20 protein-coding genes are annotated in these 21,364 nt (G+C 72.4%); 8 read left to right on the forward strand and 12 right to left on the reverse strand.

Annotated features, from left to right (window positions below; all coding sequences use genetic code 11):
* Positions 1-3 precede the first annotated feature (3 nt).
* Positions 4-876: a glycerophosphodiester phosphodiesterase gene (locus ACFYSH_RS20645; RefSeq protein ID WP_388754297.1), complete on the forward strand. Its 873-nt coding sequence runs from the start codon at positions 4-6 to the stop codon at positions 874-876.
* Positions 877-925: 49 nt separating this feature from the next.
* Positions 926-1,471 carry a methylated-DNA--[protein]-cysteine S-methyltransferase gene (locus ACFYSH_RS20650; RefSeq protein WP_359466210.1) on the forward strand — a complete coding sequence of 182 codons (546 nt, stop codon included), beginning with the start codon at positions 926-928 and terminating at the stop codon, positions 1,469-1,471.
* A 12-nt stretch (positions 1,472-1,483) separates the two neighbouring features.
* On the opposite strand, the gene ACFYSH_RS20655 is transcribed toward ACFYSH_RS20650, so the two are convergent.
* Together ACFYSH_RS20655 and ACFYSH_RS20660 are read right to left on the reverse strand one after the other, a co-directional pair.
* Entirely contained in the window at positions 1,484-2,152 is a 669-nt protein-coding gene (locus ACFYSH_RS20655; protein WP_359466212.1) for a uridine kinase, read from the reverse strand.
* A 52-nt stretch (positions 2,153-2,204) separates the two neighbouring features.
* Positions 2,205-2,891: a helix-turn-helix domain-containing protein gene (locus ACFYSH_RS20660; RefSeq protein WP_359466213.1), complete on the reverse strand. Its 687-nt coding sequence runs from the start codon at positions 2,889-2,891 to the stop codon at positions 2,205-2,207.
* 70 nt (positions 2,892-2,961) lie between these two features.
* Between ACFYSH_RS20660 and ACFYSH_RS20665 the strand changes: the two genes are divergently transcribed.
* Positions 2,962-4,173, forward strand: a complete 1,212-nt coding sequence (locus tag ACFYSH_RS20665; protein WP_359466215.1) for a pyridoxal phosphate-dependent aminotransferase — start codon at positions 2,962-2,964, stop codon at positions 4,171-4,173.
* Positions 4,174-4,337: 164 nt separating this feature from the next.
* Positions 4,338-4,691, forward strand: coding sequence for a hypothetical protein (locus ACFYSH_RS20670; RefSeq protein WP_388754302.1), 354 nt, complete (start codon positions 4,338-4,340; stop codon positions 4,689-4,691).
* 21 nt (positions 4,692-4,712) lie between these two features.
* On the opposite strand, the gene ACFYSH_RS20675 is transcribed toward ACFYSH_RS20670, so the two are convergent.
* The 4 genes from ACFYSH_RS20675 to ACFYSH_RS20690 all read right to left on the reverse strand — a co-directional run bounded on the left by ACFYSH_RS20675 (position 4,713) and on the right by ACFYSH_RS20690 (position 10,432).
* A complete protein-coding gene (locus ACFYSH_RS20675; RefSeq protein WP_359466217.1) occupies positions 4,713-4,931 on the reverse strand; it encodes an HXXEE domain-containing protein in 219 nt (72 codons plus the stop codon).
* Positions 4,932-5,058: 127 nt separating this feature from the next.
* On the reverse strand, positions 5,059-6,336 hold the full coding sequence (locus tag ACFYSH_RS20680) for an SWIM zinc finger family protein (RefSeq protein WP_359466218.1): 1,278 nt from the start codon (positions 6,334-6,336) through the stop codon (positions 5,059-5,061).
* Entirely contained in the window at positions 6,333-9,236 is a 2,904-nt protein-coding gene (locus ACFYSH_RS20685) for an SNF2-related protein (protein WP_388754306.1), read from the reverse strand. Before ACFYSH_RS20685 ends, ACFYSH_RS20680 begins: the two co-directional genes overlap by 4 nt.
* 170 nt (positions 9,237-9,406) lie before the next feature.
* Positions 9,407-10,432 (reverse strand): SPFH domain-containing protein, encoded by a 1,026-nt coding sequence (locus ACFYSH_RS20690; RefSeq protein ID WP_359466220.1) that lies wholly within the window; start codon positions 10,430-10,432, stop codon positions 9,407-9,409.
* A gap of 223 nt (positions 10,433-10,655) precedes the next feature.
* On the opposite strand from ACFYSH_RS20690, the gene ACFYSH_RS20695 reads away from it, so the two are divergent.
* The gene (locus ACFYSH_RS20695) at positions 10,656-11,012 is read left to right on the forward strand and encodes a hypothetical protein (RefSeq protein WP_359466222.1); all 357 of its coding nucleotides are present in this window, start codon (positions 10,656-10,658) and stop codon (positions 11,010-11,012) included.
* 349 nt (positions 11,013-11,361) lie between these two features.
* Positions 11,362-11,640, forward strand: coding sequence for a DUF6343 family protein (locus ACFYSH_RS20700; RefSeq protein WP_359466223.1), 279 nt, complete (start codon positions 11,362-11,364; stop codon positions 11,638-11,640).
* A 35-nt stretch (positions 11,641-11,675) separates the two neighbouring features.
* Here the strand turns inward: ACFYSH_RS20700 and ACFYSH_RS20705 are convergent, their stop codons facing one another.
* The 5 genes from ACFYSH_RS20705 to rpsA all read right to left on the reverse strand — a co-directional run bounded on the left by ACFYSH_RS20705 (position 11,676) and on the right by rpsA (position 15,756).
* Positions 11,676-12,044 carry a tetratricopeptide repeat protein gene (locus ACFYSH_RS20705; protein WP_359466225.1) on the reverse strand — a complete coding sequence of 123 codons (369 nt, stop codon included), beginning with the start codon at positions 12,042-12,044 and terminating at the stop codon, positions 11,676-11,678.
* A 72-nt stretch (positions 12,045-12,116) separates the two neighbouring features.
* The gene (gene coaE, locus ACFYSH_RS20710) at positions 12,117-12,719 is read right to left on the reverse strand and encodes a dephospho-CoA kinase (protein WP_359466226.1); all 603 of its coding nucleotides are present in this window, start codon (positions 12,717-12,719) and stop codon (positions 12,117-12,119) included.
* A gap of 43 nt (positions 12,720-12,762) precedes the next feature.
* Positions 12,763-13,701 (reverse strand): PAC2 family protein, encoded by a 939-nt coding sequence (locus ACFYSH_RS20715; RefSeq protein WP_359466228.1) that lies wholly within the window; start codon positions 13,699-13,701, stop codon positions 12,763-12,765.
* Positions 13,702-13,822: 121 nt separating this feature from the next.
* Positions 13,823-13,945: a hypothetical protein gene (locus tag ACFYSH_RS20720; RefSeq protein ID WP_359466230.1), complete on the reverse strand. Its 123-nt coding sequence runs from the start codon at positions 13,943-13,945 to the stop codon at positions 13,823-13,825.
* Between the two features lie 290 nt (positions 13,946-14,235).
* Positions 14,236-15,756 (reverse strand): 30S ribosomal protein S1, encoded by a 1,521-nt coding sequence (gene rpsA / locus ACFYSH_RS20725; protein ID WP_033303174.1) that lies wholly within the window; start codon positions 15,754-15,756, stop codon positions 14,236-14,238.
* Positions 15,757-16,154: 398 nt separating this feature from the next.
* Here rpsA and ACFYSH_RS20730 point away from each other — a divergent pair, with 398 nt between their 5' ends.
* Both ACFYSH_RS20730 and hrpB read left to right on the forward strand, forming a co-directional pair.
* Positions 16,155-16,985, forward strand: coding sequence for a class I SAM-dependent methyltransferase (locus ACFYSH_RS20730; protein ID WP_359466231.1), 831 nt, complete (start codon positions 16,155-16,157; stop codon positions 16,983-16,985).
* A 51-nt stretch (positions 16,986-17,036) separates the two neighbouring features.
* The gene (gene hrpB, locus ACFYSH_RS20735) at positions 17,037-19,556 is read left to right on the forward strand and encodes an ATP-dependent helicase HrpB (RefSeq protein WP_359466233.1); all 2,520 of its coding nucleotides are present in this window, start codon (positions 17,037-17,039) and stop codon (positions 19,554-19,556) included.
* 51 nt (positions 19,557-19,607) lie between these two features.
* On the opposite strand, the gene ACFYSH_RS20740 is transcribed toward hrpB, so the two are convergent.
* The gene (locus ACFYSH_RS20740; RefSeq protein WP_359466235.1) at positions 19,608-21,320 is read right to left on the reverse strand and encodes a lytic transglycosylase domain-containing protein; all 1,713 of its coding nucleotides are present in this window, start codon (positions 21,318-21,320) and stop codon (positions 19,608-19,610) included.
* Positions 21,321-21,364 lie beyond the last annotated feature (44 nt).

The following is a 21,364-nucleotide window of genomic DNA, read 5'->3' on the forward strand; positions in this document are numbered from 1 at the left end:
CACGTGTCCGTACGCACAGCAACCGCCACCGGCGCCGTCGCCACCCTGCTCGGCGCCTGCGTCCTGCTGCCCGCCACCCAGGCGCAGGCCTCGGCCAACCAGGACGGCCCGGTCGTCTACGCCCACCGGGGAGCGTCCGCCTACGCCCCGGAGAACACCCTGGCGGCTGTGGACGCGGCCGACGACCTGGGCATCGCGTGGGTGGAGAACGACGTACAGCTCACCAAGGACGGCGTGCTGGTCGTCGTGCACGACACGACTCTGAGCAGGACCACCGACGTCGAGCAGGTCTTTCCCGACCGCGCGCCCTGGGCGGTCAAGGACTTCACCGCGGCGGAGATCGCGAAGCTGGACGCGGGCAGCTGGTTCGGCGCCGGATTCGAGGGAGCCCGGGTGCCGACGCTCACGCAGTACCTGCACCGTGTCGAGCGCAATCGCCAGAAGCTGCTCCTGGAGATCAAGAGCCCGGCAACCTACCCGGGGATCGAGAAGGAGACCCTGCGCGTCCTGCGCGAGGAGGGGTGGCTCGACCGCGGCCACGTCAAGAACAAACTGATCATCCAGAGCTTCGGTGCAGAGAGTGTGAAAACTGTCCACGCCCAGCGTCCGGACGTCGTCACGGGCTTCCTCGGCACCCCCGCCGTGGCCGATCTGCCGTCGTACGCGGCGTTCACCGACCAGATCAATCCCTCGTACACCACGATCAGCGCCGGCTACGTCGCCGCAGTGCAGAAGCTGAAGGGCGCCCACGGCAAACCGCTTCGGGTGAACACCTGGACGGTGAACACCGCGGCGAAGGCGGCGGAGGTGGCCGGCTTCGGCGTGGACGGCATCATCACCAACAACCCCGACACCGTCCGGGACGCCACCCGCTGAACGGTCCGGCGAGCGGGCGTTGTCAGCGGCCGGTCGTACGGTGGGGCGCATGGAGAGCAACGAGCAGGTCCTGGAGTGGTCCGTCGTGCCGAGCGACATCGGCCCGCTCCTGCTCGCCGCGACCCGCACGGGCCTGGTGACGGTGGTCTTCCACGCGCGCCCCGCCGTCCGGGAGAGGGCGCTCGGACAGGTGCGGACCCGGCTGGGCGTGGAGCCCGTGGAGGCCCCGGACTCCGCGCTGCTGGCGGAGCCGAGGCGTCAGCTCGCGGCGTATTTCGCCGGAGGGCTGCGGGAGTTCTCACTCGCCCTGGACTGGTCGCTGAGTTCCGGCTTCCACCGCGAGGTGCTGCGCGAGCTGGCCTCCGGCGTGCCCTACGGGACAGTCGTGGGTTACGGGGCCCTGGCGGGCCGGGTCGGTCAGCCGGGCGCCGCCCAGGCCGTGGGGGCGGCCATGGGCTCCAACCCGCTGCCGGTGGTGGTTCCGTGCCACCGGGTGGTGGAGAGCGACGGAGGGCTGGGCGGGTTCGGCGGGGGGTTGGAGACGAAGCGGCAGCTGCTGGCGCTCGAGGGGATACTCCCCCAGCCGTTGTTCTAGGGCGTGCCGCGGTCACCGCGCCTGCGCGCCGGTGTCGTCCCGACCGGCCGGCCCCGTCCAGGCGGGGTGGTTCGGGTCGTCGGCCCGCACGACCGCGTCCGCGCGTTCGGCCGGGGCGACCTCGTCCTCGTACCGCGCGAAGGCGGGAAGCGTCCACCGCTCCCCCTCCCCGGTACGCCGTCGCAGTGCGCCCGGCGAGAGGCTCAGGTGGATCGCCAGGTCGAACGGGAACCAGTGCCCGAGGAGCAGTGGCCCGTGCAATATCAGCACCCCGCCCTCGGGGAGCACCCGGTACGGGCTGCGGGTGGCCCGGTCGGTCAGGGGGTCCCAGAGGTCGGGCAGCACCCGCCCGCTGCCACCGGGCTCCAGCGGACGGAACACCTCGCGCCACAGCGCTCCGGTGTCGAACCAGCTGTCGGCGTACGAGTCCGGGTCCTCCTTGCCGTATTCGTAGCGCAGGCTCGCCGGCCGCAGGAAGCCGCCCGTGGAGACGGTGAGTACCGGTCGCCCGCGGGCCCGCAGCGCTTCGGCGAGTTGCGCGGCGTGCACTTCGGGCCGGGCAGCGGGAGCGCCGTCGATGCCGACCCTCGACCAGGGCCCACCGTCGGCCGGTTCCATCCTGTCGGCGTGCCCGGCGAGGGTTTCGGCCAGCCGTTCCCAAGTGATCGGTTCGAAGCGCACGCGTCCATCATCGCCCCGCGGACGCTCGCAGTCGCGCGCCCGGTCGGAACGGTCACCCGCCGCCGCGGAGTTCAACGGCAAGCGGGCCCTCGCCCAGGACTTCGGCCCGGCCCTCCTTGACGGCCTCCGCGAGGGTGCTCTCACCGCGCCCGACGGCCAGGGCGGCGTCCTCGTCCAGCACGAGGCACGCGTCCGGTTGTTCGGCGGGACCGTATCCGTACGCCTCGCCTGCCGCCGCCTCCGCACCGGTGCGGATGTGGAACTCGCCCTCGGCAAGCCTGACTTCGATGACGCCGCTGTGAGTGAGGCCGTCCAGGACCCGCAGCAGCGGCAGGGCGAACCAGTGGGCCCTGACCGCGTCCGTGGGCCGGCGTTCGCCGAGCGCGGGCGCGCCCCACCCGGCGAGCGCGGTGAGGACCGGGAGCAGCCCGCGCCCGCGCTCGGTCAGTTCGTAGACCGCTGCGGCCGCCGGGGGTGGCAGGCGGCGGCGCACGGCCAGACCGCCCTGCTCCATGTCCTTGAGCCGGGAGGCCAGCACATCCGTGCTGACGCCGGGCAGATCGGCGTGCAGATCCGTGTAGCGGCGCGGCCCGGCCAGCAGCTCACGGACGATCAGCAGGGTCCACCGGTCGCCGACGGAGTCGAGGGCACGGGCGGTGGCGCAGAACTGGTCGTAGCTCCGACGGCGGACGGGGCGTGCGGGCTGCTGCTGACGTGGCATGCGACGCAGTCTAGACATGTTGTTGGACTTTCCAAGCCCGAGCTTGGTAAAACCAAGTAACGCACATTCAGGGTCGGGGAGGCACCGCATGGAGTTCCGGCAGTCCAGCAAGCTCAACGAGGTCTGCTACGAGATCCGGGGCCCGGTCATCGAGCAGGCCAACGCCCTGGAGGAGGCGGGCCACAGCGTGCTCCGCCTCAACACGGGCAATCCGGCACTGTTCGGGTTCGAGGCCCCCGAGGAGATCGTCCAGGACATGATCCGGATGCTGCCTCAGGCGCACGGCTACACCGACTCGCGCGGCATCCTGTCCGCGCGCCGCGCCGTAGCGCAGCGCTATCAGGCGATGGGGCTGGCCGATGTCGACGTGGACGACATCTTCCTCGGCAACGGGGTCTCCGAGCTGATCTCCATGGCTGTGCAGGGGCTCCTGGAGGACGGCGACGAGATCCTGATCCCGAGCCCCGACTATCCGCTGTGGACCGCTGTCACCACGCTCGCGGGTGGCAAGGCCGTGCACTACACCTGCGACGAAGGAGCGGACTGGAACCCCGACCTCGCCGACATGGCCTCGAAGATCACCGACCGCACCCGGGCCATGGTGATCATCAACCCCAACAACCCGACGGGCGCCGTCTACTCCCGCGAAGTCCTCGACGGCATGCTCGACCTGGCGCGTCGGCACGGGCTGATGGTGTTCGCCGACGAGATCTACGACCAGATCCTGTACGACGGCGCCGAGCACCACAGCGTGGCGGTGCTGGCTCCCGACCTGCTCTGCCTCACCTTCAGCGGGCTGTCCAAGACGTACCGGGTCGCGGGGTTCCGCTCCGGCTGGATGGTGGTGTCGGGCCCCCAGCAGCACGCCCGTAGTTATCTGGAGGGGCTCACCATGCTCGCCTCCATGCGGCTCTGCCCCAACGCCCCCGCGCAGTACGCGATCCAGGCGGCGCTCGGCGGCCGGCAGTCGATCCGGGATCTCGTAGCGCCGGGGGGCAGGCTCCACGAGCAGCGCGACCGGGCCTGGGAGCGGCTCAACGAGATCCCCGGGGTGTCGTGCGTGAAGCCGAAGGGCGCGCTGTACGCCTTCCCGCGCATCGACCCGAAGGTCCACCACATCGTCGACGACGAACGGTTCGTCCTGGACCTGCTACTGCGGGAGAAGATCCAGGTGGTGCAGGGCACCGGCTTCAACTGGCCGCGCCCGGACCACTTCCGCATCCTCACCCTCCCGCACGCCGACGACCTGGACGCCGCGATCAGCCGCATCGGCCGCTTCCTGAACGGATACCGCCAGTGACCTGCGCGACCTGCCGTACGCCCGTGCACACGCATTTCGCCTCGCCCGACCTGGTGGAGGCGATCGTGGAAGGCGGGCCCGATCCGGCCGAGGACCCCGGCTGAGCGGAATCGGGCGCGTCCTCGCCCTCCGAGTACGCGCGCTGGGCAGGCCATCTGTGCGGCGTGACCTGCCTGCGCATGGCGCTCGGCACCGGGACACCGTGCCTGTTCGCCCTGCGGGACGGGGCGTTGAAGTACGACGCCTACACCGAGGACGCCGACGGGGTGATCAGGGGCCTGGTCTACGCCCCCTTCGCCCGTTACGCCTCCGAGGTCCACGGGCTCGACGCGGTCGTCCACCGGCACCTCTCCCCCGCCGGAATCCTGGACCTGCTGGACGAACTGATCCTGCTGTACCCGGTGCCGGAGGCCCGCCTGCGCGACCCGCAGATCGAGCGGATCCGCACCGCGTATGAGCATGCCCACGCCCAGGACTCGGTGGCCCGGCTCGACGAACGCACCCTCGCCGACTTCTGAGGCCCGGACGCTCCCTGCCCTTCAGCGCCTCCTGCTCAGCAGACGGGCGATCCCCTGCACCCCACCGGCGACGACCGGGAACAGCGCCAGACCTGTGGCCCGAACGTCCTTCCCCGACGGGCACACCACCGGACGCCGCCGCACGGCCCAGACCGAGTACGGGATGACGACCAGCGGGGCGGTGACGACACCCGGGGTGTAGCCGCGGTACACCGCGAACAGCCCCGCAGCCGGGTTCATGGACGGCGCTCACGGACGGACACGAGCAGGGGAGCAGTCGACATGGGTGCGGCCGATGCTGCCGTGTGCGCGGCGTTGCTCATCGCTCTGCCTGTGTTCCTGCAGAGCTGACGGGCCCTTGCGGGCATCAGCCCCGCAGGGCCCTGAGGGCGGCGACCGGGTCGGGGTCCGGCGACGCGCGGGGCCACCAGTCGTCCTCACCCGGGTCGGACTCGTAGCCGTACCAGCGGCTGTCGTGGCCGAAGCGGAGCTGGAGGGTGCCGCCGGCGTTGGTCAGCTGGTTGCGCCAGGGCTGGAAGCGCGGGAAGTCGGCCGCCGCGAGGGCCGGCCTTGCCCGGTCGAACGGACCGGCGGGCGGGTCCCACGGTATTTCCAGCACCTCGAGCCCCTCCGCCCCGCCCTGCCGCCAGGCCGCGACGGCTCGGGCGAGCTCCGTGGTGCTACGCCCGGTGGCGAAGGCCAGCTCACGGTAGAGCGCCCGTGTCGTGGCGGTGAGCCCGGCGGTGGGGCGGGACGCGGCGATCCGTACGGCGTCCTGCCAGGTGCTGAGCCCGGCGAGCGGGTCGGTCCCGGTGGTGAGGAGCACGTGGGCGCGCGCCGCCGCGTCCGTGGCGAGGTGGTCGAGGCCCAGCGGGTCGCGGGCGCCCGGCAGCTCAGGGTAGGACGGCGGCTCGCCGGGGTACGGCGGGACGGGCAGGGGCGCCGGCAACGGCGGAAGGAAGCGGTCGGCCAGGGCCTCGGCGGCCGCGACCGAGGGCATCGCGGGGGTCTCCGGGCGCTCCCGCGCGGAGTGCTCGGCGTTGCGCCGGCCCAGCTCGTCGAGGAGCTCACGCTCGCCCCTGCCGCGCATCAGCAGGAGGACGAACGGATCGCTGTCCAGGAGGCGTGCCGTCTGGAAGCAGAGCGCTGTCACGTGCTTGCAGGGCCAGCCCCGGTCCGGGCAGGAGCAGTCGGGGTCCAGATCGCCGGCGGCGGGCAGCAGCCGTATGCCGGCCTCACCCGCCGTGTCGACCAGGGAGTGCGGCATCTCCTTGTCGAGGAGCGCGGACAAGTGCCCCGGCCGGGCGGCGACGGCGTCCAGGAACGTGTCCCAGTCGGACGCCGAGAACGTACGCAGGCGCAGCTCCGCGCGGTAGGGGCGGGGGCGGCTGCCGTGGACGTAGGCGATGACCCGGCCGGGGGTGACGGTGATCGCGGCGACATGACCGCCGTCGGCGTACGTACGGCCGCGGGCGAGGCGCCCTTCGTCCATGGACAGGGATTCCAGGGCGTCCACCCAGGCGCGGCCCCACCAGCTGTCCGCGAAGGGCCCTTCGGCGTCGGAGGCACGGGCCGGTACCGCCTCGAAGGTGCGCCGCAGGTCGTCGGGGCCCGGGCGGGCGGCGGGGCTCCCACCGCGGCTCATGACGTCCTCCGGAGCGAGACGAGGTCGGCCAGGTCACGGTCGCTGAGCTCGGTCAGGGCGGCCTCGCCGGAACCGAGCACCGCGTCGGCGAGGGCCCGCTTGGACTCCAGGAGCTCGCTGATCCGGTCCTCGACGGTGCCCTCCGCGATCAGCCGGTGCACCTGCACGGGCTGGGTCTGACCGATGCGGTACGCACGGTCGGTGGCCTGCTCCTCCACCGCCGGGTTCCACCAGCGGTCGTAATGGATGACATGGGCGGCCCGGGTGAGATTCAGTCCGGTGCCCGCCGCCTTGAGGGAGAGCAGGAAGACGGGGACCTCGCCGGACTGGAAGCCGTCCACCATCCGCTCCCGCTCGGGCACCGGCGTGCCGCCGTGCAGCAGCTGGGAGGGGATGGCGCGCGAGGCGAGGTGGGCGGAGAGCAGCCGGGCCATCGACACGTACTGGGTGAAGATCAGGACGGAGGCGTCCTCGGACAGGATCGTGTCGAGGAGCTCGTCCAGCAGGGCGAGCTTGCCGGAGCGTCCGGTGAGCCGGGTCGGCTCCTCCTTCAGATACTGGGCGGGGTGGTTGCAGATCTGCTTGAGCGAGCCCAGCAGCTTCATGATCAGTCCCCGCCGGGCGATGCCCTCCGACTGCTCGATGAACGCCATCGTCTCGCGGACGGCCGCCTCGTAGAGCATGGCCTGCTCCCGGGTGAGGAAGACGGGATGGTCCGTCTCGGTCTTCGGCGGCAGCTCCGGCGCGATGCCGGGGTCGGACTTCTTGCGGCGCAGCAGGAAGGGACGGACCAGCCGGGAGAGCCGCTCGACCGCCTCCTCGTTTCCCAGGCCGGCGGCGGTGCCGGTGTTCTCGACGATCCTGGCGTGCCGGGCGCGGAACGCCTTGAGCGAGCCGAGCAGGCCGGGGGTCGTCCAGTCGAGCAGTGCCCACAGCTCGGAGAGATTGTTCTCGACGGGGGTGCCGGTCAGGGCTACGCGGGCCGGGGCGGGGATCGTGCGCAGTGCCCGTGCCGTCGAGGAGTGCGGATTCTTCACATGCTGCGCCTCGTCGGCGACGACCAGTCCCCAGGTGTGTCCGGCGAGCTGCTCCGCGCTGGAGCGCATCGTGCCGTAGGTCGTGAGGACGAAGCCGCCCTCCTCGAAGCCTCCCAGTGCGCGGTCGGTGCCGTGGAAGCGGCGCACGGGGACGCCGGGTGCGAAGCGGTTGATCTCACGGTGCCAGTTACCGAGGAGCGAGGCAGGACAGACGACCAAGGTCGGGGCCGCGTGGGCGCGGTGCAGATGGAGTGCGATGACGGTGATCGTCTTACCCAGGCCCATGTCGTCGGCGAGACAGCCGCCGAGGCCGAGCGAGGTCATACGGTCCAGCCAGGCCAGGCCGCGGAGTTGGTAGTCGCGGAGGGTGGCGTCGAGACCGGGCGGCGCGGGGAGGGTGGCGTCCTCGTCCAGGATGCGTGCGCGGAGCACGGCGAGGGCTCCGGCCGGGACGGCCTCGACCTGTTCGCCGTCGACCTCGGCGCTGCCGGTGAGGGCGACGGCGAGCGCGTCCACCGGGTCCAGGAGACCGAGCTCGCGTTTACGCGCCTTGCGGACGAGGTCGGGATCCACGACGACCCACTGGTCGCGCAGCCGCACCACCGGCCGGTGGGCTTCGGCCAGCGTGTCCATCTCCGCCTCGGTGAGCCGGTCGTCGCCCAGGGAGAGCTGCCAGTTGAACGCGAAGAGCTGCTCGGCGTCGAAGAAGGAGGTGCCGTCGGTGGCCGAACCGGGCGCGGGCCGGACGACGGCTGCCGCGGTGAGTGAGCGGGCGAGCTCCCGGGGCCAGTGGACCGCCACCCCTGCCGCGGCCAGCCGCGCTCCGGCCGCGCCGATCAGCTCGTAGAGCTCGTCCTCGGTGACGGCGAGCACATCGGGGACGGGCTGGTCCAGCAGCCGCTCCAGCGGCGGCCAGAGGCGGGCGGCGCGGCGCAGTGCGAGCACGGCGTCGATCCGGGCCCTCGGTCCGAAGGGCTCGCCCGCCCCACCGCTCCACAGCGTGGCCGCATCGGTGACGTACGTCGGGTCGGCCAGGCTGTGCACCTGGGTGATGGCCGCGGCGGCATGGCGGGTGGCCTCCGGAGTGCTGGGCGGATCCTCGTCCCCGGCCGCTTCCCCGGTGGCGCCGGAGGAGTCGAAGAGGTCGTACGCCGAGAGGTCGAGCCGGAGCGAGATCCGCACTCCCGCGTCGAGTCCGGCGGCCACCTCGACGGCCCAGGCGCGGGCGTCCGGCAGGTGCTGTGCCTCCCGGGCGGCGAACGGCGCTCCTATGGCGTGCACGGCGGCGGGTGTCCTGGGCAGGGTGTCGGCGACGGCGTCGAGGAAGGCGCCGATCAGCGCGCGCGCTTCCGGGACGCGCAGGGGGGTGCCGTCCAGCGGAACGGCGTGTCCCTCGGGCGGCATCGCCGCGGCGACGGCCCTCAGGTGGGCGATGTCCTCCGCGTCGCGCGGTCCGGCCCGCCAGGCGTCGTGGTCGCCGGCGGTCAAGCCGGGCAGGAGCTTGCCGCGCGCCACGAGGGTGAGGGCGTGCAGGGCCGCCGCTCCCCACGCTCGGGTGGCGGGGTGGGCCACGGCACGGTGCCGGGCGCGCGCGAGCAGGGGCACCGCGTCCCCGACGGGCAGCACCACGGCGGGCACGGTGCGAGTACGGGCACCGTCCGTGTCATGCCTGACGACGACCGTGAGATCGGTGAGGGTGTGCGCCGGTCCGTCGGGGCCTGTGAGGCCCGTGAGGCCGACGGCTTCCTCAGGGTCCCAGAAGGCGATCCGGCCCTCCCGGGGCAGCGCTCCCTGGAGGAACACCGCGGCGCAGCGCAGCAGCCGGTCGGCGATGGTGTCCTGCGTCCGCCGCGTCATGTCCATCGCCCCCTCCTGCCTCGGTCCTGCCGCGCCTCTTCTGTCTTCGCGAGTCTAGGCGGGGGGTGTGACAGCGCCCGCCCCGGCCGCGGGGCGGGGGGTGTGACAGCGCCCGCCCCGGCCGCGTTGTCGCAAGCGGAGGGGGCGGATGACGGGGTCCGTGACAGGTACCGGGCCTACGGGCCCGCGGGCGGCGCGTCCGGAAGCGGCTGGTCCGTGAAGGTCTGCAGCGTGACCGAGGGATCCATGAGAGACGGGTCCGGAGCCGCGGGATCCACGAGCGACGGGCCGGAAGCCGTGGGATCCACGAGGGACGGGTCCGGAGCCGGCGGCCCCCCGGAGGGCAGGTCCGCCCCGGACGGGTCCGCCGGCCGGCCGTGATCCGGCGGCCCGGGCGCGCCCTGCGACTGCCCTGCCTCGCCGGGTGACTGCGGCTGCGGCCCCTGCTGTGCTCGTTCCAGGAAGCGGAGCAGCTCCACCGGGAAGGGGAGGACCAGCGTGGAGTTCTTCTCGGCCGCGACCGCGACCACCGTCTGCAGCAGCCTCAACTGCAGCGCCGCCGGCTGGGTGGACATCTGCTGCGCGGCCTGGGCGAGCTTCTTCGACGCCTGCAGCTCCGCGTCGGCGTTGATGACCCTCGCACGCCGCTCACGGTCGGCCTCGGCCTGCCGGGCCATGGACCGTTTCATCGTCTCCGGCAGCGAGACGTCCTTGATCTCGACCCGGTCGATCTGGACGCCCCAGCCCACCGCAGGGCTGTCGATCATGAGTTCCAGTCCCTGGTTGAGCTTCTCGCGGTCGGACAGCAGGTCGTCCAGGTCGCTCTTGCCGATGATCGACCGCAGGGAGGTCTGCGCCATCTGCGAGACCGCGAACCGGTAGTCCTCCACCTGGATCACCGCGCTCGCCGGGTCGACCACCTTGAAGTAGATGACGGCGTCCACCCGCACGGTGACGTTGTCACGGGTGATTCCGTCCTGGGCCGGGACGGGCATCGTCACGATCTGCATGTTGACCTTGCGAAGCCGGTCGACGCCCGGGACGATCATGGTGAAGCCCGGTGAGCGGACCGCGTCGTGGAGCCTGCCCAGCCGGAGCACCACACCGCGCTCGTACTGCTTGACCACCCGGGCCGCGGCCATGGCGTACAGCAGGCCACCCGAGAGCACCGCCACCAATGCGATCAACAGCTCCTGGACCATCACGGCCCCCTGCCTTTGGGGGTACGTTGCCGCACCCACTCGTCAAGACGCCCCTTTACCACGATATGCCCTGTTTGCCCACCCTCGAACCTCCGGCCGGGTGTCAGTGGCCCCGGCCGGCCGCGCACCGGATGCCGGCGCCGCAGGGACCGGGCAGGGTGGCCAGCGCCAGCACGTCCCTGTGACGTACCGATGAGCCGGACGAGCAGACGAGGACCCGCCCATGTCCGTAACCGCGCCACCCGGCGTTCTCCGCCGACGTACCCGCATCGCCGCCGGAGCCGTCCTGCTCACCCTGGCCCTCGCAGGCTGTTCCGGCCTGGGACGTACGGCGGTGGGGCCGGTCTCCTACCACACCGGACAGGACAAGGTCGTCACCGTGCACAGCCCTTCGGTGAAGGGCTGCCACATGCTGGAGCCCCCCGGTGCCGACAAGGTCGACAACCGGACTCTGGTCGACATGATCCTTTACACCACCCGCGACTGCTCCGGCCGCGGGACGGCCTACGTGGCCACCACGTTCTCCGACACCAACTCCCCGCGCGCCCTGCCCTGGCGCAGCTACAGCTTCGTTCACTGACCGGCGCGGGATGCGCTTCCGCGCCCGCGGAGCAGCGCGGACAGCTGTGCGGTTCGCTCCCGCCAGTCCCGGGCCACGAGGACGACCAGGACGATGAGCAGGGCGGGCATGACGGCGTTCGGAGGGTCGAGCAGCGTCAGCTGGACGACGGACGCGCCTGCCAGCAGTCCGACGAGCGCGAGGGCGGCAACGCCCGCGAGCAGCCGCGCTTCAGCGCTGCTTGCGGTGGTGCGCGCCGAGCGCCGGGCAGGCCGTCGCGGACCGCGCCCGTGAAGTCGTTGTCACCTGACGTCCGCCCCGGTTTCCTCACGCCGCGCCGCGGGGTCATGCTGGACACGAGGCGATGGTGATGCGTACCGGAAGTGAACCGTCCACCGCGCGCAGCCCTCTGCGGATGCGACTCTGGCTGAGTCTGTGGGGCATTCTCTGGGCCCTGCTCGGCCTGGTGGCCTTCGTGGCGACCGGACGCGCGGGGTGGGCTACGGCCTGCGGCCTGCTGCTGGTGGTCGCGGTCACCGACCTGTGCGTCGTCGTCCACAGGCTGCGGCAGGGGCCCCACTATCAGCCCGGCCGGGACATCCCGCCGTACGAACCCGACCGGGGCGGGCGCGGCCGCTACGGCCGCTGAGTGCCGCCGGAGCGGGCAGCAGCCGCCGCACGCCGTCAGGGCCGGTCGTCGAAGCGGGCGGCCTGAAGGTACTCGGGGTTCGGGTCGAGCGCGGCGGCCAGCCGGAAGTGGCGGGTGGCCTGTTCGGACCGGCCGGCCCGCTGGAAGGTGCGGGCCAAGGCGAAGTGGGCGAAGGCGTTGTCCGGCTCACGCTCCAGGACCAGCTCGAATTCCAGCTCGGCCGGGCGCAGTTGCGCGGCGGCGAAGAAGGCCCGGGCGCGCAGCAGCCGGGCCGCCGTGTTCTCCGGGTGGGCGGCTATCACCGAGTCGAGCAGCTTGACCGCACCCCGCGGGTCCCGTGCGGCGAGCAGCTGCTCGGCCGCGCGGAAATCGATGACGTGCGTTTCCGGGTTCCTCTCGGGCACGGTCGTATCCTTCCCTTCACCTTCCGCTCTGCAACATCCGGCCGGGCACCCGTATTCCGTCCGGGCACCGGGTCAGCCGGTGGCGGTCCGCGCGGTGAGCTCCGACCAGACCCGGCGGACCTGGGGTTCCAGGTCCTCCAGCGGTCCGTCGTTGTCGACGACGATATCGGCGACGGCCAGTCGCTCCTCGCGCGTGGCCTGCGCCGCCATCCGGGCGCGGGCGTCGGACTCCGTCATGCCGCGGAGCCGGAGGAGACGGTCGAGCTGCGTACCGGGCTGCGCGTCGACGACCACCACCAGGTCGTACAGCGGGCCGAGGCCGTTCTCCGTGAGCAGCGGCACGTCGTGGACGACCACCGCGCCCGGCCCGGCGGCCCGCTCCAGCTCGGCGGACCGCGTCCTGACGAGCGGGTGGACGATGGCGTTGAGCGTGGCCAGGCGTTCGGGGTCGGCGAAGACGATCGAGCCGAGCGCCGGCCGGTCCAGCGAGCCGTCCGGGGAGAGGATTCCGGGACCGAACGCCTCGACGACGGCCGTGAGCCCGGGGGTGCCCGGCTCGACGACCTCACGGGCGATCCGGTCCGCGTCGATCAGCACGGCTCCGTAGCGTGCGAGCAGCCGTGACACTTCGCTCTTGCCGGCGCCGATCCCGCCGGTCAGGCCCACTTTCAGCATGCGCCGAGCCTAGCCTCCGGCCGGGTGACGGCCGGAGGTCCCTTCAGGAATCCCCCTCACGCTCCGCGAGAAAGCGTTCGAATTCGAGGCCGATCTCGTCCGCCGAGGGCAGATCGACCGGCTCCGCGACCAGGTTGCCCCGGGTCTCGGACCCCGCGACCGCGTCGTACTGGTGCTCCAGCCCCTCGACGAGCGACACCAGCTCCTCGTCACCCTGGCCGACCTGCCGGTCGATCTCCGTCTGGGTGCGGTGCGCCTCGGTGCGCAGGGTGTGCGCGACGCTGGGAAGGACCAGTCCCGTCGCCGCGGTGATCGCCTCCAGGGCGGTGAGCGCGGCGTCAGGGTAGGACGACCTGGCGACGTAGTGCGGCACATGGGCGGCCACACCGAGGACGTCGTGCCCGGCCTCCATCAGCCGGTACTCCACGAGCGCCTCGGCGGAACCGGGCACCTGCGCCTCGTCGAAGGGGCTGCGGTGTCCTGGCATCAGGTCGGTGCGGTTGCCGTGCGGGGTGAGGCCGACCGGGCGGGTGTGCGGGACGCCCATCGGGATGCCGTGGAAGCTGACCGCGAGGCGGACACCGAGCCTCTCCACGATCTGTTCCACGGCCGCGGCGAACCGTTCCCACTCGACGTCGGGCTCCGGGCCGGAGAGGAGGAGGAACGGAGCGCCCGTGGCATCCTGGACGACCTTCACCTCCAAGGTGGGCGCCTCGAACGCCGTGTACCGGTCGCGCCTGAAGGTCAGCAGCGGGCGGCGCGCCCGGTAGTCGACGAGCCGGTCGTGGTCGAAGCGGGCAACGGTCTGGTGCGGCAGCGTCTCGATCAGGCCGTCGACGATCTGCTCGCCGGTCTCACCCGCGTCGATGTACCCGTCGAAGTGGTAGAGCATGACCAGGCCGGCCGACTCCTGAGCCAACGCCATGTCGACGACGGCCAGGCCCTTCGGCTCCCATTCGTACAAACTCTGCGGATCAGGCACGGTTACCGCTCCTCCTCGTGTTCCTGGACAAGAACATCCCGCCGGGCCACGGCATTCCCGCCCGCGCGCTTTCGCCCGCGTGTTTCGCTCGGGTCCTTCCGCTCGCGTGCTTTCGCCCGGGTCAGGCGAGGGCCCGGCAGCCGAGGCGGCCGCCCGCGAAGTACACATGCCCGGCAAGGCTGTTGAGCAGCACGAAGGCGGGGGCGTCGGGCTCGCCGGACAGGGAGTGCAGGAAAGCCTCCACGTCCAGGGCCTGACGCCGGTGAACGGCCTGGCTTCCTTGTGACTGCGGCGATACGCCGATCCTGGCAAGCGCGTGTTACACACCGTCAGTTACGCGTGTATCACGCACGTTTCTTCTGTACGGCGCCCCTGGCCGCACGGCGGCGCCGCCCTTGACATGCCTGTCCACCGCGCTTCGCGTCACGGGGGCGACCCGCGTCCGGACACGAGTAAGGCCCGCCCCTCGAAGGGGACGGGCCTCACCTACAGCTCTACGACTACTGCAGCCGATGAGCGACTGGGGTCAGAGCGTCAGCTCTGGCCGCCGGCCAGCTTCTCGCGCAGGGCAGCCAGGGCCTCGTCCGACGCCAGGGCGCCGGAGTTGTCCGCGGACTCCGAGGAGTACGAGCCGCCGCCGCCACCACCGCTGCCGCCGGAGGCAGCCGGGGCAGCGCCGGCCGGGGCGGCAGCGCCCTCGGCAGCGGCAGCCTCGTCGGCCTCGCGGGACTTGATGACCTGGGCCTGGTGCTGCTCGAAGCGCTGCTGCGCCTCGGCGTACTGCGTCTCCCAGACCTCGCGCTGCGACTCGAAGCCCTCAAGCCAGTCGTTGGTCTCGGGGTCGAAGCCCTCGGGGTAGATGTAGTTGCCCTGGTCGTCGTACGACGCGGCCATGCCGTACAGCGTCGGGTCGAACTCGACCGAGGCCGGGTCGCCACCGAAGGCCTCGTTGGCCTGCTTCAGCGAGAGGCTGATGCGGCGGCGCTCGAGGTCGATGTCGATGACCTTGACGAAGATCTCGTCGTTGACCTGGACGACCTGCTCCGGGATCTCCACGTGGCGCTCGGCCAGCTCGGAGATGTGGACCAGACCCTCGATGCCCTCGTCGACGCGCACGAACGCACCGAACGGAACGAGCTTGGTGACCTTACCGGGAACGACCTGCCCGATCTGGTGCGTACGGGCGAACTGCTGCCACGGGTCTTCCTGCGTCGCCTTGAGGGACAGCGAGACGCGCTCGCGGTCCATGTCGACGTCGAGGACCTCGACGGTGACTTCCTGGCCGACCTCGACAACCTCGGAGGGGTGGTCGATGTGCTTCCAGGACAGCTCGGAGACGTGCACGAGACCGTCGACGCCACCCAGGTCCACGAAGGCACCGAAGTTGACGATGGAGGAGACGACGCCGGAGCGGACCTGACCCTTCTGCAGGGTCGTGAGGAACGTCTGGCGAACCTCGGACTGCGTCTGCTCGAGCCAGGCACGGCGGGACAGGACCACGTTGTTGCGGTTCTTGTCCAGCTCGATGATCTTGGCCTCGAGCTCCTTGCCCACGTAGGGCTGGAGGTCGCGGACACGACGCATCTCGACGAGCGACGCCGGGAGGAAGCCACGGAGGCCGATGTCGAGGATGAGACCACCCTTGACGACCTCGATGACGGTACCGGTGACGATGCCGTCTTCTTCCTTGATCTTCTCGATGGTGCCCCAGGCACGCTCGTACTGAGCGCGCTTCTTCGAGAGGATCAGGCGGCCTTCCTTGTCCTCCTTCTGGAGAACCAGGGCCTCGATCTCGTCGCCGACCTTGACGACCTCGTTCGGGTCGACGTCGTGCTTGATCGAGAGCTCGCGGCTCGGGATGACGCCTTCGGTCTTGTAACCGATGTCGAGGAGAACCTCGTCCCGGTCAACCTTGACGATGACACCGTCAACGATGTCGCCGTCGTTGAAGTACTTGATCGTCTCGTCGATCGCCGCGAGGAACGCGTCCGCGTCGCCGATGTCGTTGACCGCAACCTGCGGAGTGGTGGCGGTGGTCTCGGTGCTGCTCGTCATGTGGGAAAGGGCTCCGGTACGGACAGTGAGTCGTAGGTACTGCTACGCCGTAAGCCCGTATCGCCTCTGCAGAAGCCGGACAGCTTGGAAAGCACCGATCCGTTAACCGGAAGGCGCCTCGACAACCGAGGGGACATGCAACAGACGCGAGCGCGGCCTGCTAGGTCTGAAGCGCGCAGGCTCGCGGCGCAACTTGTAGCATACGTGGGCAGCCGGACAGGGTCAATGCGCGAAGGCGCACACCCTGGGCACAACAGCCCAATCCCGGCACAACTCACGTCCGCCGAGGCCACATCGGCCACATCGGTGTGTCGCGCACACACGGGCCGCACTCACCCGTACGGCCCGTGGAGGCACCCGCGCGAGGCGGGTGAAGGCAAACTACAACGACAGGCACGATGAGCCAAGAGATCCACGACTCCGAGTCCGAACCCGAAGCGACCCGGCGCGAAGCCGACGAGACGGAGAGCAGCCGGGCGAGCCGCGGCTGGTGGGACCGGAACGCCGACGCGTACCAGAGCGACCACGGGGCCTTCCTCGGGGACGACCGCTTCGTCTGGGGCCCGGAAGGGCTGGACGAGGCCGAGGCCGCCCTGCTCGGCCCGGCCGCGGACCTGAAAGGGCTGCACGTCCTGGAGATCGGGGCCGGCGCCGCCCAGTGCTCACGCTGGCTGGCCGCCCGTGGCGCCCGCCCGGTGGCCCTGGACCTCTCCCACCGCCAGCTCCAGCACGCTCTGCGCATCGGCGGTGACGTCCCCCTGGTGGAGGCGGACGCCGGGCGGCTCCCCTTCCGGGACGGCTCCTTCGACCTCGCCTGCTCCGCCTACGGCGCGGTGCCGTTCGTCGCCGACCCCGTCCAGGTGTTCCGCGAGGTGCACCGGGTGCTGCGGCCCGGGGGCCGCTGGGTCTTCTCGGTGACCCACCCGGTCCGCTGGGCGTTCCCCGACGAACCGGGGCCGGAAGGCCTCTCCGTCGCCGCCTCCTACTTCGACCGTGTGCCGTACGTGGAGCAGGACGAGCACGGCGAAGCGGTGTACGTGGAACACCACAGGACGCTGGGTGACCGGGTACGGGACGTGGTCGCGGGCGGCTTCCGGCTGGTCGATCTCGTGGAGCCGGAGTGGCCGGCCTGGAACGACCAGGAGTGGGGCGGCTGGTCCCCGCTGCGCGGCAACCTGATCCCCGGCACCGCGATCTTCGTCTGCGAGCGGGACCACCGGTCGTCGTGAGGGACCGGGACCACCGGCCGGCATGAGGGACCGACGTACGACACTGGGAGCGTGATCCGTACCGACGCCCTGGACCAGTTGCCCGTACGCACCGCGGTGCCCGCCCTGGAGCGGGCGCTCGACGAGCGGGGGGCCGCGGTGCTCTGCGCGCCTCCCGGGACCGGCAAGACGACCCTCGTGCCCCTGGTGCTCGCCGGGCTGACCGGCGGCGGCCCGGCGCGCCGCGTACTCGTCGCCGAGCCCCGCCGGATCGCCGCCAGGGCCGCCGCCCGGCGCATGGCCTGGCTGCTCGGCGAGCGGACCGGCGGGCGGGTCGGGTTCACGGTACGCGGCGAACGGGCCGTGGGACCGGAGACCGTGGTGGAGGTCGTGACCACAGGCGTGCTGCTGCAGCGGCTGCAGCGCGACCAGGAGCTGACCGGGGTCGATGTGGTGATCATCGACGAGTGCCACGAACGCCATCTGGACGCCGACACGGCGGCCGCATTCCTCCTCGACGTTCGGGCGACGATCAGGCCCGATCTGCGTCTGGTGGCGGCGTCGGCGACCACGGACGCCGCGGGCTGGGCCCGGCTGCTGGGCGAGGCTCCCGTGGTGGAGGCGCAGGGCGTGTCCCATCCGGTCGAGGTGGTGTGGGCGCCGCCCGCCCGGCCCGTACGGCCGCCGCACGGAATGCTGGTGGACCCGGTCCTGCTGACACACGTGGCCGCGGTGGTGCGGCGGGCGCTCGCCGAGCGGGACGGTGACGTCCTGTGCTTCCTGCCGGGTGTCGGGGAGATCGGCCGGGTGGCCGGACAGCTCGCGGGTGTCGACGCCGAGGTGCTCCAGGTGCACGGGCGCGCCCCGGCGGCCGTGCAGGACGCGGTGCTGGCCGGGCCGTCCGGCGGGCGCCGGGTGGTGCTGGCGACATCCGTGGCGGAGTCGTCGCTGACGGTGCCCGGGGTGCGGGTCGTCGTGGATTCGGGCCTCGCCAGGGAACCGCGCACCGACCACGCGCGCGGGCTGGGCGCCCTGACGACCGTACGGGCGTCCCGGGCCGCGGGCCGGCAGCGTGCGGGCCGTGCGGGGCGTGAGGCTCCGGGCGCGGTGTACCGCTGCTGGGAGCAGGCCGAGGACGGGCGCCTCGCCGCGTTCCCCTCCCCCGAGATCAAGGTGGCCGACCTCGCGGCGTTCGCGCTGCAGGCGGCGTGCTGGGGGGAACCGGACGCCTCCGGGCTCGCGCTCCTGGATCCGCCGCCCGCCGGCGCCATGGGCGCGGCACGGGAGGTGCTGACGGCGGTCGGCGCGGTCGACGCCGGAGGACGCGCGACGAGCCGGGGCGTACGGATGTCCCGGCTCGGCCTGCACCCCCGGCTGGCCCGTGCCCTCCTGGACGGCGCGGGCGAGGTCGGCGGGCGCCGCGCCGCGGAGGTGGTCGCGCTGCTCAGCGAGGAACCGCCACGGGAGTACGGCGACGACCTGGCACACGCCCTGCGTACGGCCCGCCGGGGCGGGGACGGTTACGCGGCGCGCTGGCGTCAGGAGGTGCGGAGGCTCTCGCAGTCCCTCGGCTCCTCACAGCCCCCCGGCTCGTCACCGGACGCCGGTGGGGGCACGGACGACGCCGCCGTGGGGCTGGTGGCGGCACTGGCATTCCCGGAGCGGGTGGCGCGGGCCCGGGGCGAGGGGGCGTTCCTCATGGTGTCGGGCACCGGCGCGGAGCTGCGGGACGGCTCCCGGCTGCGCAGCGCCCCCTGGATCGCCGTCGCGGTCGCCGACCGGCCCTCCCATGCCGCCTCCGCCCGGGTGCGGCTCGCGGCCGTCGTCGACGAGGGCACGGCCCGGCTGGCCGCCGGACACCTGCGGTTCTCCGGCGAGGAGGTCCGCTGGGCGGACGGCGACGTGGTGGCGCGTTCCGTGGAACGTCTCGGGGCCGTCGAACTCTCGGTGCGCGCGCTGCGCCGGCCGGCCCCGGAACTGGTGCGCGGAGCGCTGCTGGAAGGACTGCTCCGCGAGGGTCCGGGGCTGCTGCGGTGGAACCGGGACAGCGAGCAGCTGCGGCTGCGGCTCGCGTTCCTGCACCGGGTGCTGGGGTCGCCGTGGCCCGACGTGTCGGACGACGCGCTGCTGGAGCGGGCCGGCGTATGGCTCGAGCCCGAGCTCTCGCGGGCCGCGCGGCGTTCGGACCTGGCGCGGATCGACGCGGGGCAGGCGCTGCGGCGGCTGCTGCCCTGGACGACGGGCGAAGCCGCCCGGCTGGACGAGCTCGCGCCGGAGCGGATCGAGGTGCCGAGCGGGTCCAGGATCCGGGTGGAGTACGGCGGCGAGCAGCCGGTGCTCGCGGTGAAGCTCCAGGAGCTCTTCGGGCTGAGCGAGACGCCCAGGCTGGCCGGGGTTCCCGTCCTGGTCCACCTGCTGTCCCCCGCCGGACGCCCGGCGGCGGTGACGGCGGACCTGGCGTCGTTCTGGCGGGAGGGGTACAGGGATGTCCGGGCGGAACTGCGCGGCCGCTACCCCAAGCACCCGTGGCCCGAGGACCCGGCGACGACGGCGGCGACCCGCTTCACCTCCGCACGGCTGCGACGGAGCTGACGGTCAGGGGCGGCCCGGCCCTTGAGCCGGACCGCCCCTGATCCGTACGGGTCAGGCCGCAGGAGCCTCGACGACCTTCAGCTCGACGGTCAGCGTGGCGCCGCTCGCGGTGGTGAGCCGCAGCCGGTAGGTGCCCGCCGTGTCGTCGGCGCGGATCGCCGGGAGCACCAGGAGCCCGTCGGCGCCGGTCGTCAGGTCCAGGGTGCGGACGGGCTCGCCGTTCGCGCCCTCGAAGTACGGGCCCTTGTCGTTCGCGGCCGGGGTCTCCGCATCGGTGATCATCGTGGCGGTGACGGCGGTGTCCGCCACCCCCACGCCCTTGTACGCCGTCCTGACCCCGACCCGCTCGGCGAACTCGGCGCCCGGGGCGGCCGTCAGCGCCTTGTCATCGGTCCGGACGATGGTGTCCGCGACCCGGGCGGTGACGTTCGCGGTGTAGGTGAGGGTCCGCGGCTTGGTGGTGCCGGCGACGGCCGTCACCTTGAAGGCGCCCGTCCGCTCGCCTGCCGTCAGCGCGGGGGCGGTGACCGTCCCGTCGGACCCGGTGGTCAGGGTCACGATGCGCTTACCGCCGGCGAAACGGGCGTCCGTGTCACCGACGACGGCGAAGGTGACCGAGGCCTTGGCGAGCGGGGCGCCGAGCGTGTTCCGCGCCCGGACCTTGACGCGCTCGGCGAACGCCTCGCCGGCTGTGGCGGTCAGGGTGCCGGTGCCCGCGTTCTCCAGGCTGCCGAAGGTGGCGGGCGGCGTGGTGGGCGGGATCGTCGGCGGGGTGGTCGGCGGCTTCGTCGTGGGGGGAGGCGTGGGGTCGGGGCTCGGCGTGCTGCCACCGCCGGGCTTCGTCGCCTCCGGGCCGGGGCTCGGGGTCGTACCGGCGCTCGGGGGGCTGGACGAGACAGGGGGCGTCGGCGCCGGTGTGGGGGACGGGGAGGTGGTGCCGCTGTCGCCCGAGTCCGCCGGGAGGACGCCCGTGCCGTCCGGGACCTCGTGGGTGCCGCGCTTGTAGTAGTCGAACCAGGAGCGCACCGTGCGCAGGTACTCCGTCGAGTGGTTGTAGCTCAGCACCGCCCGGTCCAGGTCCGTGGCCAGCGTGAGGTCACGGGGGCCGGCGCAGAGGTAACGCCCCGCGGCCAGCGCCGCGTCGTAGATGTTGTTGGGGTCCTTGCGTCCGTCGCCGTTGCCGTCCTGGCCCCAGGTGGCCCAGGTGGACGGGATGAACTGCATCGGGCCGACCGCACGGTCGTGGGTCGAGTCCCCGTCGTACGCCCCACCGTCGGTGTCCTTGATGAGGGCGAAGCCCTGGCCGTTGAGCGCGGGGCCGAGGATCGGGGAGAGGGTGGTGCCGTTCGCGTCGACCTTGCCACCTCGGGCCTGGCCGGACTCGACCTTGCCGATCGCTGCGAGGAGCTGCCACGGCAGACGGCACGCGGCGTCGGTGCTCGCGAGCTCCTGCTCGGCCTTCTTGTAGGCGGCCAGGACCGAGGCGGGTATGCCCGCCTCCGCGCTGCCGGTCACCGGCAGGTTCACCGACGCACCGGGCTTGTCGGGCGTGGTGAGCGGCGGAAGATCCGTGTGGTACGGCGAGTTGCCGGTGGCCGCGCTGTCGCCGGGTGGTGTCGCACCGGCCGCCGACTGGTCCCCCGCGGCACCATCGGTGTGCGGTGCCGCAGGAGCCTGGGAGGCGGAGAGGGCCGCCACGGCAGCCGCCGCCACCGCGGTGGTGGTGGCCCCCCTGCGTAGTCTGCGGCCGAATTGCGCTGCCATACGTGTCGGTCCCTCCCCGTCGACGGCTGCCCGCGCTCCCCGCG

Source organism: Streptomyces sp. NPDC005791, from assembly GCF_042871485.1.
Lineage (GTDB): Bacteria > Actinomycetota > Actinomycetes > Streptomycetales > Streptomycetaceae > Streptomyces.

What these genes read in the sequence shown, in the direction of transcription:
- ACFYSH_RS20650 (WP_359466210.1), top strand. Translation starts at nt 926, where the DNA reads ATGGAGAGCAACGAGCAGGTCCTGGAGTGGTCCGTCGTGCCGAGCGAC.
- ACFYSH_RS20660 (WP_359466213.1), bottom strand. Translation starts at nt 2,891, where the DNA reads ATGTCTAGACTGCGTCGCATGCCACGTCAGCAGCAGCCCGCACGCCCC.
- ACFYSH_RS20665 (WP_359466215.1), top strand. Translation starts at nt 2,962, where the DNA reads ATGGAGTTCCGGCAGTCCAGCAAGCTCAACGAGGTCTGCTACGAGATC.
- ACFYSH_RS20675 (WP_359466217.1), bottom strand. Translation starts at nt 4,931, where the DNA reads ATGAACCCGGCTGCGGGGCTGTTCGCGGTGTACCGCGGCTACACCCCG.
- ACFYSH_RS20680 (WP_359466218.1), bottom strand. Translation starts at nt 6,336, where the DNA reads ATGAGCCGCGGTGGGAGCCCCGCCGCCCGCCCGGGCCCCGACGACCTG.
- ACFYSH_RS20685 (WP_388754306.1), bottom strand. Translation starts at nt 9,236, where the DNA reads ATGGACATGACGCGGCGGACGCAGGACACCATCGCCGACCGGCTGCTG.
- ACFYSH_RS20690 (WP_359466220.1), bottom strand. Translation starts at nt 10,432, where the DNA reads ATGGTCCAGGAGCTGTTGATCGCATTGGTGGCGGTGCTCTCGGGTGGC.
- ACFYSH_RS20695 (WP_359466222.1), top strand. Translation starts at nt 10,656, where the DNA reads ATGTCCGTAACCGCGCCACCCGGCGTTCTCCGCCGACGTACCCGCATC.
- ACFYSH_RS20700 (WP_359466223.1), top strand. Translation starts at nt 11,362, where the DNA reads ATGCGTACCGGAAGTGAACCGTCCACCGCGCGCAGCCCTCTGCGGATG.
- coaE (WP_359466226.1), bottom strand. Translation starts at nt 12,719, where the DNA reads ATGCTGAAAGTGGGCCTGACCGGCGGGATCGGCGCCGGCAAGAGCGAA.
- rpsA (WP_033303174.1), bottom strand. Translation starts at nt 15,756, where the DNA reads ATGACGAGCAGCACCGAGACCACCGCCACCACTCCGCAGGTTGCGGTC.
- ACFYSH_RS20730 (WP_359466231.1), top strand. Translation starts at nt 16,155, where the DNA reads ATGAGCCAAGAGATCCACGACTCCGAGTCCGAACCCGAAGCGACCCGG.
- ACFYSH_RS20740 (WP_359466235.1), bottom strand. Translation starts at nt 21,320, where the DNA reads ATGGCAGCGCAATTCGGCCGCAGACTACGCAGGGGGGCCACCACCACC.